Here is a 15,167-nt window from a genome sequence, read left to right as displayed (position 1 = left end):
GGTATAATTTAAAGGATAAAACAATATCAGCAAGATATATGTTTGAATGGGCATTTATTATAATCGTTCTTGGATCTATACAGTATTTAATAGCAAAATATTTTGGAATGTTTTCTTTGGTAGAGCGTGGGTCAAGAATAGTTATTTTTAATATTGTAATACTTTTGGTTGGCATGAAATTATATAAAAAAATTAAAATGTATTAAGGTATATATGAAAATAAGAATAATAAAACATTAGAGGGATATTATGAAAATATTACACATTACAAATAATTATAGGAATGAAATAATAAAAGATAATCCAATAATAAGAGATATTATATATGGAGTGTCTGAATACAAGTTGAAACAAGAAGTTATTATACCAAAAAAAACAATATTTGGTAAAAAAAAAGTATATGTATTTAATAATACAAAAGTCAAAGAAAAAATAATTCCTATATGGGGATTACCTTATGGTTTTTTAATAGACTTACGGCTTATATTATCATCTAAAAAAGTTCAAAAATTTGTAGATTCTGAATTTAACATTATTCATGCACATTCATACATTTCTGATGGTTATATAGGATATAAATTATCTAAAAAATATAATAAACCATTAATATTGAGCATAACAGGTACAGATGTATATGAACAATTAATATTTTATCCACATTTAAGAGTTTTAGCTAAGCGAATGTATGAACATTCTTTAAAAGTAATATCAAGGAGCTATGCGGTAAAGAAAAAATTTTTGGATTTGATAAATATAAAAAATGATAAAAAGATAAAAATAATTCCAAATGGAATAAAAGAGGAAATATTTTTAAATTCAAAGTATGAAAAAGTTCAAACTCAACCATTTAAATTAATTTTTATTGGGAGATTAGTTAAATTAAAAAATCTTCAAAGAACTATATTGGCAATAAAGGCTTTAAAAAATAAAGGTTATAATATTAATTTTGAAATAATAGGAGATGGGCCGCTAAAAGAAAAATTAAATTTATTGATAAAAAATAAAAAATTAGAAAATAATATACAACTACTTGGAAAAATAGATAATAATCAAATTTATAGTTTGATAAAAAAAAATAATGCTTTAATAATGTGCAGTATAAAAGAGACCTTTGGTATGGTTTATATAGAAGCATTATCCCAATATAGACCTATAATTTATTCAGAAAATAGAGGTGTTGATGGAATATTTAAAAGAAATGTGGGAATAAAATGTAATCCTTTAAGTATAAAATCAATAGAGAACGCTATAGAAAAAATGATAAATAATTATGATTATTATCTTAAGGAGGTAAAAGAATTTAATAAAGAAGAATTCAAAAATTTTACTATTGAAAATACTATCAAAAAATATTATGAATTATATATGGAAGTGAAAAAATGAAAATATTTATAGTAGGTTATGAACATCCATATAAAGATAAAAGAACTTATAAGAGCGTATTAAATCTCCAAAAAATAGGAAAAGTCTATTATCAATATTATGGAGAATATTATGGCGAAAAAATAAAAAATATAAAAGAAATAAAATTTGAGAAAATGGAACTTTCTAAAAACATTCTTCATTGGATTAAAAAATGGAAAAATTTTGATAGAAGATTATATAAAGAAATATCAAAAGTTAATCCGAATATAATTTATTTTCACTATTTACCATTTACAGGATCAAAAATTTTTAGGAAATTAAAAAGACAAAATAAAAAAATATTTTTTGAAATTCATGAAATAATTCCAGAGCAATTTATGGCAAAGTATTATTTACCTTTTTTTATAAAAAAGAAATTATGGAGAGAATTTATAATTTCATTGAAGCTTTCGGATGGTTTGATTTCCATATCAAAAGATATAATAAATTATATTTTTAAAAAAGGAAATTTTAAATCCGAATATTTTATACTTCCCAATTTAGCTTTGAACTCAGTTAAATCAAATAAAAAAAATAAAGAAATATCTTTTGTTGGAAAAGTAAATAGAAATCTTGATGATGAAAAAGAGATTTTAAAAAAATTATTTTATTATGATTTTAAATTTAAAATAATAGGGATGAATTCTGAATATTTTAAAGATATTCCACATGAATATACATCATTTCTTCCATATGATCAAATGATTAAAGAATTGTCAAAATCAGCTTTTTCTTTGATTTCATTTAATACCATAAAAAACCGAAGTTATAAAAATGATGTTTTTTCTTTACCAAATAAATATTATGATTCAATTGCTGCAGAAACGCCAGTAATAGTAAAAAACACATTTGTTTCTATGGCAAAAGAGGTTGAGGAATTAAATATAGGTGTGGTTATTAATCCCAAAAATGTTAGTGAATCGGTTGAAAAAATATTAAAAGCATATGAGAATTACGATGAATTACTAAATAATATTAGAAAACATAAAGAGAAATTTATCTGGACAGAAGAGAAGGATAAAGAATATATAAGTTATATTTTGAAAGTTGTAGGTGATAAAGATGAGATATCCTGAAATATCTATAATAATACCAACACATAATGAAGAAAAATTTATAGAAAAATCAATAACTTCTATTTTAAATACTTCTTATCCGAAAGATAAAATGGAAATTCTGGTCGTTGATGGGATGAGTACAGATAAAACTAGAGAAATAGTTAATAATTTAAAAAATAAATATAACAACATTAAATTATTAGAAAATAAAAAAACAAAAAAAGCTCCTGCTCTAAATTTAGGTATAAAAAATGCAACAGGTGAGATTATTTTAATTGCAGATGCGCATAGCAAGTATGAAAAAGATTATGTTCTAAAAAATGTGGAAAATTTGCTAAAGTATAATGCAGATAATGTTGGCGGAATTGTAAAAATATTACCCCGAAATAACAAATTAAAATCTATCGCAATAGCTGAAACTTTGAAACACCCTTTTGGAACAGGTGGTGCGAGTTATAGAAGGAATTTGAAAGAACCTAAAGAAACTGATACCGTACCATTTGGTTGTTACAAAAAAGAAATATTTAAAAAAGTAGGTCTATTTGCAGAAGAATTAAATAGAAATATGGATATTGAATTTAATTTAAGGTTAAAAAGAAAGGGGTATAAAATAATGGTATTTCCAGATATAATCGTATATTATTACGCCAGAGATAATTTTAAAGACTTATTTAAAAATAATTTTCAAAATGGCTTATGGGTAATTCTTTCAACACATTATTCTAAAAAAGCATTTTCTTTGAGGCATATTGTGCCATTATTATTCGTTTTATTTTTATTATTTGGTTCTATTGCATCAATATTCTCGCCAATTGCAAGAATTCCATTTTTTATTATTCTTTCAATTTATCTACTTCTTTCAATTTATTTTTCATTTAAAATTGCAATGAAGAATAAAAATTTAAAATTATTTTTTCCCTCCTTGTTATCATTTTGGATATTACATATATCATATGGTTTAGGCTCATTTTATGGTCTATTTTTAATATTATAGTAGGGTAAATATTATTGAGATTATTTTTTAAACATTTATAATAACCGTTACTTTGTTTAAATATTGAAATATTGAAAATTTGTAAAATTATGATAAAATATGATAGAAAAAATATAGAAATGGAGGAGTAAGATGGAACCAGAAATCTATGAAGAAGAGTTAACATTGGAAGATATTATACATATATTTAAAAAAAGATTTTGGTGGTTTTTTTTAACAGTTGTAATAACTGTAGCTTTAACATTAGTTTATTTATTTACAACGACACCAATATACGAAGCAAGTGTTACTTTAAAAATAGAATCACAACAAAGTAGTTCTATATCAGACATATTCTCTTCACAATTAACCTCGTCAAGACCAGAAATATCAACAGAGGTTGAACTTATTAAAAGCAGAACGAATATTGAAAAGGTTATTAATGACTTAAATCTTGTAGAGTATTTTAAAAATAAGGTTGAAGATGAAAAAGCAAAAAAAGAAATAAATAAATATAATATAATTAAAACATTATCAGAAATGATTACAGTATCTCCGGTAAAAGATACAAATATAGTAAAGATTTCTGTTCAAAGTGATGATCCAGAATTAGCAAAAAATATAGCGAATAAATTAGCTGAAGTATATAATGAATTTTTAAAAACACTTTCTAAGAATGAATATACAGTAAAAAGAGAATTTATAGAAGAGCAAATACCAAAGGTAGAAAGTGATTTAAAAGCAGCCGAAGAAAAAATTAGAAAATTTAAAGAAAATAATAAAGTCTTTTTATTAGATGAAGAAGCAAAAAATATTTTATCATTTACTTTAGAATATGATAGACAAATAAATCAATATAATTTACAATTACAAGAAACACAAGCTAAAATTAAAGCATTTAATGACTTATTAAAAAAGGTAGACGAAAAGATAATTTCATCAGAAACAATATCAACAAATCCTTTTGTAAATCAATTAAAATCAAAGTTAATTGATTATAAGGTAGAGTTAGCAGGATTGACAAATATTTATCCAGAAACAGATCCAAAAGTAAAGGAAATAAAAGATAAGATAGCAGAAACGGAGAAGTTATTAAAAGATGAAGTTTCGAAAATAATATCATCACAAGTTCAAACAATAAATCCAGCGTATCAAGATATATATCTTCAATTAGTAGAAGCACAATACACAAATGAAATCATTAAAGCTACGATACAATCATTAACAAAACTAAAGGAAACATATAATGAGAAATTTGCTAAATTGCCATTGTTGGAACAACAATTATTGGAATTAGAAAGAGATGTTAAGGTAAAGGAAAATCTATACACACTTTTATTAGAAAAATTAGAAGAAACAAGAATAGCAGAAGCTGGAGTTATTGGAACAGCAAAATTAATAGATTCTGCAATAGTTCCAGATAAACCAATAAAACCAAATAAAAAATTAACTGCTGCAATAGGTGGAGTACTAGGCATATTTTTAGGTATATTAGTAGCGTTTATAATAGAATATGCAGATAAAAGTATAAAAGATGAAGATGAAATAAAAAGAATGGCAAAAGGTAAAACAATATTAGGTAGAATCCCAACATTTGAAATAAAAAAGGAATATGAAAAGCCAGAATTAATTGTATTAAATTCTCCAACATCGCCAATAGCTGAATCTATAAAGTTAACAGCAGCAAATATAAATTATTCAGCAACTCCTGAACCAAAAATAATAGCAATAACAAGTGCTGGGCCTGGAGAAGGTAAAACAGTTAGTGCAGCGAATATGGCTATAGCATATGCTCAAAATGGATTGAAAACATTATTAATTGATATAGATATGAGAAAACCTAGAGTAGAAAAAGCTTTAGGTTTAGAAAGATTTAATATAGGTATTGTAAACCACATATTAAAAGATATGCCAATTGAAAGAATAACCCAAAATTATATTGAAAATCTAGATGTAATACCTGTTGGACCATTACCACCAAATCCAACAGCATTATTAACATCTAAAAAATTTGGTGAAACAATTGAAATGTTAAAAAATAAATATGATAAGATAATAATAGATTTACCACCAATATTAGCAGCAGCAGATGCATTGATAGTATCAAAATATACGGATGGTTTAATATTAATTGTAAGAGCTGGAAAAACGCAAAAACATTCTTTAAAAGTAGGAATTGAAAATATAAACACTTCTGGTAGTAATCTTTTAGGTTTAATTATAAATGATATTAACGAAAAATCATCTAATTATTACTATTATTATTATTATTATTATTATCAAGAAGGTCAAAAGAAAAAAAGAAAACATAAAAAGAAATGATAAAGGATGGGGATTTCATGTTTGATTTGCACAATCATATATTACCGGGTGTAGATGATGGATTAAAAACTATTGAAGAGTCAATAGAAGTATTAAAAGAGTATAAAAAAAATAATGTAGATACTGTTTTTTTTACACCACATGTAAATCATCCAACAGTAAAAACTGATATAGAAAAAATAAAAAAAGCATATGAGGAATTAAAGCCATATTGTGATGAAATAGGAATAAAATCATATTTAGCAAGTGAATTATATTTGCAGCAAAATAATAATTTTATTCCATTAAAGGAGTATTTTCTTTTAATAGAGTTACCGACAACCGTATATCCAATGTATATGTTGGATAAAATATTTGACCTTCAATTAGAAGGGTATGAAATAATTTTAGCTCATGTAGAAAGATATCAATGGCTTCAAGGAAATGAACCAATAATAGACAGGTTGAAAACAATGAATGTATATTTTCAGATGAATTTAGAATATTTAGAAAAGGATAATTATTATCTTAAAAATGGATTAATAGATTTTATAGCAACTGATTATCATGGGAAAAAGAGAGGTGCTATAGATTTTTCTCTTTTTGAGAAATATAAGGAGATTGTGGAAAAAGGGAAAAAGATATTGAAAATAGATTAAAACCGGGCATTGCCCGGTTTTTTGAATATGGTATAATTGAATTATCGGAGGTGGTAAAATGAAAAAAGAAATTATAAAAAAATTTTTGGCAAAAAATGTATTGATTGTTTTTTCTATTTTGTTTTCTATAAACGTATTTTCTTTAAGTTTGAGTAATAAAAATATATATGTTTCAAAGAATATTTTTAATATTTCAGATTTATCAAATATTGGCATTTGGGTTAGTTATCCTCTTGAGAAAAATATTAATTTACCAGCATTTGGAGTTAATTATAATGATAAAAATGAATTTTTTACATATCAAAGGGTATTTTTAAAAAATATAAGATTAAAATCAGGAGAGAGAAATTTTGGAGTTAATTTAGGATATGACTTTGAAAAAAATTCAATTGTGTTATCAACAGAGATAAAAAAATATAAAAATGATTTAATATCAAAAAGTTTTTCATACTCTTATACAGCTGTATTTAAAGGAGGAAGTGAGAAAAGAAATATTGGTATTGATCGATTTTTGATTCCAACAATTGCAAAAGCTTCTATTTTTTCAACATCATATAATAATATAGTTATTGATAATAACATTTCAAATTATGCTATTCAATTACAGAGATATTTTATGTTGCCTTTTGTTTTAAGTACATCTGAACTCGGGTATTCTTTATCTGTTCCAGTTGGAATATTTGATGACAAATATATTTCTGGCTTTTTTTCATATGGTATATTATATGATGGCGAATATTCACCATTATTTAATTTTCAAACACCATTTAAATTTAAAAAGAATGATTATTATATAGGTATGCAATTAAAAATGAGTAATAAAGGGAAATTCATTGCATATTTATCAAAAATTGATATAAATAATCCATTTACAATAATAATTACAAATAATGGAGGTAGTTTTTTCTTTGAATACTAAAATAGGGTTATACATTCACATACCATTTTGTAAGTCGAAATGTTTATATTGTGATTATCCTTCTACTACTAATAATAGAATACAGAATAAGTATTTTGAATATTTATTAAAGGAAGTAGATTTGTTTGATTATAATGGAAAAGTAAAAACTATTTTTTTAGGCGGTGGTACACCGTCTTTTGTTAATGTTAGACATATAGATAAGATATTTAGAAAATTTAATATTATAGAAAACGCTGAGATTACTATAGAAGCAAATCCAGAAACATTAACAGAAGATAAATTACACGAATACTTTTCTTTAGGCGTCGATAGATTGAGTTTGGGAATACAAACATTTGATAATGGTATTTTAAAATCGATGAATAGATTATATAATAATGAAATTATAGTGAAAAATTATTATTTAGCGAGGAGATACTTTTCAAACATAAATTTTGATTTTATTCTTGGGTTGCCTGGAGATAATATGAAAATATTGGAAAATAATTTAAAATTAATCGAAAAGTTAAAACCCGATCATGTATCATATTATATATTTGATGATGATCATGATACAACATTAAAAAGATTATTGGAAAAAGGAAAGATGAAATTACCTGAAGATGAATTTGTGGAAAATGGTTTTGATATGATTATTAAAGAATTAGATAGAATGGGTTATAATAGATACGAAATTTCAAATTGGGCTAAAAAAGGTTATGAATGTAAACATAATTTATTATATTGGAATAATGAGGATTATCATGGTATTGGATTGTCTGCAGGGGGACATATAGAAAATATTAGATATACTAAAACATGGGATTTTAAAAAATATTTTGATATGATAGACAATAATAATATGCCATATGAGTATTATAATAAAAATTCAAAATTAGATGAATTAACAGAAGAACTGTTTATAGGATTAAGACTAATAGATGGAATAAGTGTTGAAAAATTGCAGAAAAAATATGGGAAATTATATGAAAAATTTTTCAAAAATCTTTTTCACATGGTTTCAGACTTAATTAAAGTGGATGATAGGATTAGAATGACAGAAAAAGGCTTGGATTTATCTAAAATGGTATTTGAAAAAATCTTGGAAGTGAGGGAAAATATATATGAAGGATAGGGTGGAAAAATATGTAAAAAATTTAATGGATAAAAGTTTTTTAGAAAAGAAATCTGAAAAAGAATGGGATGAATATTTTATGAAAATAGCATTTCTTGTGAGTGAAAGGTCTTCATGTACTCACAGAAAAGTTGGGGCTGTTATTGTAAAAGATAAACGTATATTAGCAACTGGATATAATCAACCACCATCCGGCTTCCCGCATTGTGACGTTATAGGGTGTATAAGGGATGATCTAGAGATAAAAAGTGGTGAGTATCAAGAAATATGTTATGGGCTTCATGCGGAACAAAATGCATTAATGCAGGCTGCTAAATTTGGTATATCCACAGATGGTGCGTCTATATATGTGACTCATCAACCATGTTCTATTTGTGCAAGATTAATAATAAATGCAGGGATAAAAAAAGTGATATATGGCGGTAATTATCCTGATGCATTAACTAAGTTATTTTTTAAACAAACTGGTGTAGAATTTAAAATGATGACAAAATAATCCTGGAGGTGTATTATGCCTAATCAAAAGTATTTCAAGTATTTAAGAAAAGATCGTCTACCAAATGTATGGTGTCCAGGTTGTGGAAATGGTATCATTATGAAATCTTTTGTAGAAGCAGCATATAATCTTGATCTTGATAAAAATAAGGTGGCAGTTGTATCTGGAATTGGTTGTTCTTCAAGGGTAACAGGGTATCTTGATTTTAATACTTTACATACATTGCATGGAAGAGCCATTCCTTTTGCAACAGGAGTTAAATTAGCAAGGCCAGATTTAGAGGTTGTAGTTATGGGTGGAGATGGAGATATGCTTGCTATTGGAGGAAATCATTTTATCCACGCATGTAGAAGAAATATGGATTTAACAGTAATACTTTTTAACAATAATATATATGGTATGACAGGTGGTCAATATTCACCAACAACACCACATGATTCAATTGCATCAACAGCACCATATGGGAATTTGGAAAATAATTTTGATCCTGTTAAAATGGCTATATCTTCGGGAGCAACCTATGTTGCAAGAAGTACAGTTTTTCATTATGCACAAAGTGTAAAATATATAGAAAATGCTATTAAACATAAGGGTATGTCTGTTGTTGAAATTGTTTCTAATTGTCATACATATTATGGTCGATACAATGGTATGAGTAAACCTACACAATTTATGGAATTTTTCAAAAAGAATACATTAATGTTGAGTAAGGCTAAATCAATGAAGCACGAAGAATTAGAAGGAAAGATTATTATAGGAGAATTTTATAATGACGAAAGTAAGAAAACCTATCTTGAGTTATATGAAGAATTATCTAGAGAATTAGGTGGTGTTGTAAGATGAATTTAAAAGATCCAAAAAGCATTAGAATAAGTGGTATGGGCGGACAAGGAAATATTTTAATGGGGTTGATTTTAGCAGAATCACTTGTAAGCGATGGATATTGGGTAGTTCAATCACAACATTATGGAGCTCAGGTTAGAGGTGGATTGTCTTTTTGTGATGTATTATATTCTGATGAAACAATTGATTATCCAAAGGCTGAAATGTTTGATGTTGTGTATATAATGCATGATATAGCATTTTCACATTTAACAAGAGTAAAAAATAATGGAATAGTATTTTATGATAGTTCATATATTAAATCATTACCTCAAACAGTTTCAAGAATCACAAAAAAAATTGTTGCAATTCCTGCTTCTAAATTAGCATATGAGGAATTAGGTAATACAAATGTAGCAAATATGATAGGACTTGGGGCTATTGCTAAAAATTGTGGTATTGTTAAATTAGAGACATTAATAAAGGTTATGAAAAAAAGAGTTAATCCAAGATTTTATGAATTAGATGAAAAAGCTTTAAAGATAGGGTATAATTATGTAGAGAAGAAATATGAATTAAATAATATTGAAAAAAATGGAAGAGGATCGTGATGAAAAAATTTTCAAAAAGTTTATCTTTTGCAATCAAAGGACTTTTTGAGGTTTTTCAGACACAGAGAAATTTTAAAATACAAACGGTATTTGCTTTAGTAGCATTTGTTTTGGCGTTTGTACTGAATTTAGATGAAAGTCAGATATTGTGGATAACCCTTTCTGTGTCTATTGTATTAATTCTTGAAACTATTAATACTTTAATTGAAAAGATAATGGATTTAATTCATCCTCATTACAATCCTGTTGTGGGAGTAATAAAAGATTTAGGAGCTGCTGCGGTGTTAATCGCAGCAACTTTTTCTATTGTAGTTGCAACAGTAATTTTTGGAGGTAAAATTTTTAATTGGCCATCTAAATATGGTATAATTATAGGAATAGCATTTATCCTGTTTATTATTACTGGAAGCGTTTTTAAAGGAGGGGGAAATAATGACGGATAAAATTATACGAGTTTTAGTTGTAGATGATTCAGGATTTATGAGAATGGTTTTGAAAGATATAATTGAAAAACAACCTGACATGAAAATAGTTGGAATTGCTAAAACAGGTCTTGAAGGTGTAGAGAAAGCAGTAGAATTAAAGCCAGATGTTATTACAATGGATGTTGAAATGCCTGAATTAAATGGCCTTGAAGCTGTGAAGGTTATAATGAAAAAGAACCCTACTCCTATAATTATGGTTAGCAGTTTAACCTCAAAAGATTCAGAAATAACAATAGAAGCTTTAGAAAATGGTGCTGTAGATTTTATACAAAAACCAGCAGGAAGCGTTTCATGGACTTTTAGAACAGTTGCAGATGAATTAGTTGAAAAAATAAGAAATGCAGCTAAAATAGACCCCTCTAAATTAATCAGAAGAAAAATTATTAGAGCTAAAAAACCAAGGCTTACATCTAATTTAAAAGGTCAAAAAATAGTTTTAATTGCTTCTTCTACAGGCGGTCCAAGATCTTTAGACGCCATTATTCCAAATTTACCTAAAGGTATTAATGTTCCAGTTGTTGTTGTTCAACATATGCCTGCTGGATTCACAAAATCACTCGCTAATAGGCTAAACAAAATATCTGAATTAACAGTAAAAGAGGCTGAAGATAATGAGGAATTAAAACCGGACACTGTGTATATAGCACCTGGTAACTTTCATTTGGGATTAAAGACTAAAGGGTCAAGTGTTTATACTTATCTTGATAAATCTGATAAGATAAATAATGTAAGGCCGGCTGCTGATTTTACTTTTAATGATGCTGCGGAAATATATAAAGGTAATATAGTTGCAGCAGTTTTAACAGGCATGGGTAAAGATGGTGCTAAAGGAGCATTTAAAATTAAGCATTATGGTGGTAAAATCATTGCAGAATCGCCAGAAACCTGTGTTGTTTATGGTATGCCTAAAGCAGTAGTTGAAGAAAATTATGCTGATTTTATTTTACCAAATTTTGAAATAGCAGAAAAAATAGTAGAATTATTGGGAGGAAAATAATGAAAAAACGGTTATATTTACTCATATTATTTTTAATACCTTTAATGGTATTTTCAGTAAAAACATATACTTATACAATTCAAAGCGGAGATTCATTGGAAAAGATAAGTTATAAGTTAAATATTCCCTTATCTGTTATTATTGACTATAATCCTGAATATGCATATAAGAAATATATATATGCAGGTGAAAAGTTAGTAATTCCGGAGAAAGCGGTATATGTTTATACGGTTAAGTCTGGAGACAGTTTGAGTTATATTGCTAAAACATTTTTTTCAGATGCAAGTTTAATAGCTGAATATAATAGTATTCAAAATCCTAATCTTCTATATATAGGTCAAAGGTTAGAAATACCGTATGAATATATAGGTTTAAGTTTTAATAAAAATGTAGATGTGTCATGGCCTGTTTGGGGAGAAATAACCTCTGTATATGGTTGGCGTATTCATCCTATTTATCATGATAGGCGGTTTCATTCAGGTATAGATATTGCATTAAGTGAAGGATTGCCTATTTTATCTGCTGTAACGGGTAAAGTAGTTGAAGTAAAAAAAGATAATGGTTATGGTATATATGTAAAGATTAAAGCGGGAAATCATTATTATATTTTTGCACATATGTCCAGAGCACTTGCTGTGCCTGGTGAAATTGTAAAAAAGGGTGAGTTAATAGGAAGAGTAGGTTCAACTGGAATATCAACAGGGCCACATGTTCATTTTGAAGTAAGAGCATTAGCAGATAGATCTATTGATCCAATGTCTTTATTACCAGGATTTAAATATGCACATGTATCAATAGAAAAAAATTATATGGGTGGTAATTAATAGTGAAAAGAAAAGCTTTTTTGTTATTTTTAATAATAATTTCAACAATAATATTTTCAAAGGATTTATATCTTCAATGGAAAAAGGTTGATAAAAATAAATACATCGAGAAAAACGGTGAAGTTTTTCTCGATGTTTCGTATCTTGAAAAACTTGATTATAATGTAATGGGTACTTCTGAAAATATGTTTATAATAAAGCTTGACGATACCTGGTCTGCAGTTGTTTTTCCTGTTGCAGGAGTCGCTATTATTAATTCAAGTGATAGTATTTCTTTAAAAAGTGAAGATTTTATTTATCAGAATAAAAAATATTATGTGAAATTAAATTTATTGTCAAAAATTGCTAATCTTGAGTATTTTCAGAATTCAAAAGGGTATTATCTTAATTATAAGCTAGCTAAATTAAAAAGTATAGATGGTTTTGTTATTAATGATAAATTAAGAATTATGATGGAATTTTCTTCTCAACCGGAAAATTTTGAAGTTTATTCTTTAACAGCTGTACCGGGATATTTGATAAAAGTATTCGGTTCTGAAATTCCAGAAGTTTCTTTTTCAAAGGATTTTAATAATAAATACTTAAGTAGAATAAAAGCGACTCAGCATTCTCAGAAAGAAATATGGATAACTATATTGTTAGGAGCAGAACCAAATAAATATACAAAGATTAGAGAAAATGGAAGGATTATTCTTGATATTGAAATGACGGAAGAATTTACAAAGCCTATTGTTGTATTGGATCCTGGACATGGAGATTTTGATCCAGGAGCATTAGGGTTTTTAGGGACGAAAGAAAAGGATGTTGCTTTAAAGGTTGCTTTAAAGACAAAAGAAATTTTAAAAAATAAGAATATAAAGGTTTATTTAACTAGAGATATTGATAAATTTGTTGAGTTATATGATAGGGCAAAGATTTCCAATGATTTGCATGCAGATTTATTTATTAGCATACATTTAAATTCATATTTAGAAAACAGGGGTGTTAGAGGATCTGAAGTATATTATTTTGATTTTTCTGATGATAAATATGCAAGGAAAATTGCTAGAAAAGAAAACTTAGATATGAATGATAATAAGGATATTATAGAATCAAGGGTTGTTGAAAAGAAAAACTCTATACCAGAAAGCAAAAAGATGGCAGACATTTTGAAGAAACATATAAAAGAAAAGGGGATTCCTTTTAGATCAACTAGAGCAGCAGAATTTGCTGTATTAGCATATACAAAATGTCCCGCTATTTTATTTGAGCTTGAGTTTTTATCTAATCCAACTGTAGAGATTAATTTTAAATCTGGGAGATATGTTGATGTTTTTGCTGAAATTATTGCTGAATCTATAATGGAGTATTTTGGAATAAAATAAAAATTAACAAATTAGTAGCGAAAAATTTTCTTGATTTATAGTATTTCTTGTGTTATAATATACCTCGGAAGTTGTTCCGGCGTAGCTCAACGGTAGAGCGGGTGGCTGTTAACCACTAGGCTGGGGGTTCGAATCCCTCCGCCGGAGCCATCAATAAAAACCTTTTATAGGTCAACAGAACGTCCAGTTATCATACTGGACGTTTTTTGTTTATCAAAAACCTTTATTAACTCTATATTTATTTCTATTTAGATATATTCTTTTATTATCTGAAAGAAATTTATTGATATTTAGAAGTTAATGATTGTCTAAAAGAAAAGTGAAGAAAAATAATCATAATATATATAGATTTATGTTATAATATAAACGAAAAACAAATATGGAGATGATTATAATGAAAAAACTACCAATAGGGATACAAGATTACAAAAAAATAATAACAGGTGATTATATATATATTGATAAAACAAAATATATATATGATTTAATATCGTCAGGAGTTCCAATATTTCTATCCCGACCGCGAAGATTTGGAAAGAGCTTAACAATATCAACATTGTATTATTTATTCAAAGGAGAAAAAGAATTATTTAAAAATACATACATATATGACAAATGGGAATTTAAGGAATACCCCATAATTAGAATAAATATATTAGATGTTGCAACAGATAATGAAGAAAGACTCAAAAAAAGCTTAACAAGAATAATAAAAAAAGAAGGAATTAAAAATAATATAGAAATAACAGAAGAAGATTATAAATTTGCATTTGATGAATTAATAATGAAGTTAGGTCAAAAAGGAAAAGTAGTAATACTAGTAGATGAATATGAAAAGCCAATATTGGATAATATAAATAACAAAGAAAAGGCAGAAAGATACAGAGAAATATTAAGAGACTTTTATACTAATATAAAGGCAAATGATGAATACATAAAATTTGTGTTTTTAACAGGAATAACAAAATTCACAAAAACAGGAGTATTTTCTGCACTTAATAACTTAAACGATATATCGTTAAACAGTAAATATTCACAAATGTTAGGATACACACAAGAAGAATTAGAATATTACTTCAAAGAACACATAAAAGAAACAGCAAAAGAAATGAAAATAAAAGAAGAAAAATTATTAGA

16 protein-coding genes and 1 tRNA gene are annotated in these 15,167 nt (G+C 26.5%); all 17 read left to right on the top strand.

Annotated elements, in window-relative coordinates; genetic code table 11:
• Positions 1-206, top strand: a 206-nt coding sequence (locus tag ACYQ44_RS09900) for a hypothetical protein (RefSeq protein WP_459997038.1), incomplete at its 5' end; no start/stop codon positions are given.
• A 43-nt stretch (positions 207-249) separates the two neighbouring features.
• A complete protein-coding gene (locus ACYQ44_RS09895; protein WP_459997036.1) occupies positions 250-1,383 on the top strand; it encodes a glycosyltransferase family 4 protein in 1,134 nt (377 codons plus the stop codon).
• On the top strand, positions 1,380-2,480 hold the full coding sequence (locus tag ACYQ44_RS09890; protein WP_459997034.1) for a glycosyltransferase family protein: 1,101 nt from the start codon (positions 1,380-1,382) through the stop codon (positions 2,478-2,480). The genes ACYQ44_RS09895 and ACYQ44_RS09890 overlap by 4 nt, the downstream gene beginning before the upstream one ends.
• Positions 2,467-3,456, top strand: a complete 990-nt coding sequence (locus ACYQ44_RS09885) for a glycosyltransferase family 2 protein (protein WP_459997033.1) — start codon at positions 2,467-2,469, stop codon at positions 3,454-3,456. The genes ACYQ44_RS09890 and ACYQ44_RS09885 overlap by 14 nt, the downstream gene beginning before the upstream one ends.
• Before the next feature lie 132 nt (positions 3,457-3,588).
• Positions 3,589-5,757: a GumC family protein gene (locus ACYQ44_RS09880; RefSeq protein ID WP_459997030.1), complete on the top strand. Its 2,169-nt coding sequence runs from the start codon at positions 3,589-3,591 to the stop codon at positions 5,755-5,757.
• Positions 5,758-5,774: 17 nt separating this feature from the next.
• A complete protein-coding gene (locus ACYQ44_RS09875) occupies positions 5,775-6,395 on the top strand; it encodes a CpsB/CapC family capsule biosynthesis tyrosine phosphatase (protein ID WP_459997029.1) in 621 nt (206 codons plus the stop codon).
• Positions 6,396-6,453: 58 nt separating this feature from the next.
• A complete protein-coding gene (locus tag ACYQ44_RS09870; RefSeq protein ID WP_459997027.1) occupies positions 6,454-7,314 on the top strand; it encodes a hypothetical protein in 861 nt (286 codons plus the stop codon).
• Entirely contained in the window at positions 7,304-8,431 is a 1,128-nt protein-coding gene (hemW, locus tag ACYQ44_RS09865; RefSeq protein ID WP_459997024.1) for a radical SAM family heme chaperone HemW, read from the top strand. The genes ACYQ44_RS09870 and hemW overlap by 11 nt, the downstream gene beginning before the upstream one ends.
• Positions 8,421-8,927: a deoxycytidylate deaminase gene (locus tag ACYQ44_RS09860; RefSeq protein WP_459997022.1), complete on the top strand. Its 507-nt coding sequence runs from the start codon at positions 8,421-8,423 to the stop codon at positions 8,925-8,927. Before hemW ends, ACYQ44_RS09860 begins: the two co-directional genes overlap by 11 nt.
• 15 nt (positions 8,928-8,942) lie before the next feature.
• Positions 8,943-9,770 carry a 2-oxoacid:ferredoxin oxidoreductase subunit beta gene (locus tag ACYQ44_RS09855; protein ID WP_459997020.1) on the top strand — a complete coding sequence of 276 codons (828 nt, stop codon included), beginning with the start codon at positions 8,943-8,945 and terminating at the stop codon, positions 9,768-9,770.
• Positions 9,767-10,360, top strand: a complete 594-nt coding sequence (locus ACYQ44_RS09850) for a 2-oxoacid:ferredoxin oxidoreductase subunit gamma family protein (RefSeq protein WP_459997018.1) — start codon at positions 9,767-9,769, stop codon at positions 10,358-10,360. Before ACYQ44_RS09855 ends, ACYQ44_RS09850 begins: the two co-directional genes overlap by 4 nt.
• A complete protein-coding gene (locus ACYQ44_RS09845) occupies positions 10,360-10,803 on the top strand; it encodes a diacylglycerol kinase family protein (protein ID WP_459997016.1) in 444 nt (147 codons plus the stop codon). The genes ACYQ44_RS09850 and ACYQ44_RS09845 overlap by 1 nt, the downstream gene beginning before the upstream one ends.
• Complete coding sequence (locus tag ACYQ44_RS09840; protein WP_459997014.1) at positions 10,793-11,842, top strand: protein-glutamate methylesterase/protein-glutamine glutaminase; 1,050 nt, start codon at positions 10,793-10,795, stop codon at positions 11,840-11,842. The genes ACYQ44_RS09845 and ACYQ44_RS09840 overlap by 11 nt, the downstream gene beginning before the upstream one ends.
• Positions 11,842-12,666, top strand: coding sequence for a peptidoglycan DD-metalloendopeptidase family protein (locus ACYQ44_RS09835; protein WP_459997012.1), 825 nt, complete (start codon positions 11,842-11,844; stop codon positions 12,664-12,666). Before ACYQ44_RS09840 ends, ACYQ44_RS09835 begins: the two co-directional genes overlap by 1 nt.
• Before the next feature lie 2 nt (positions 12,667-12,668).
• Positions 12,669-14,030, top strand: a complete 1,362-nt coding sequence (locus ACYQ44_RS09830; protein ID WP_459997009.1) for an N-acetylmuramoyl-L-alanine amidase family protein — start codon at positions 12,669-12,671, stop codon at positions 14,028-14,030.
• Between the two features lie 75 nt (positions 14,031-14,105).
• Positions 14,106-14,180, top strand: a tRNA-Asn gene (locus ACYQ44_RS09825).
• Positions 14,181-14,424: 244 nt separating this feature from the next.
• On the top strand, positions 14,425-15,167 hold a 743-nt coding region (locus ACYQ44_RS09820), incomplete at its 3' end, for an AAA family ATPase (protein WP_459997007.1).

It is taken from the genome of Marinitoga arctica, assembly GCF_054657315.1.
The sequence above is the reverse complement of the archived record's forward strand: the minus strand, read 5'-3'. Positions and strand labels throughout refer to the sequence as shown.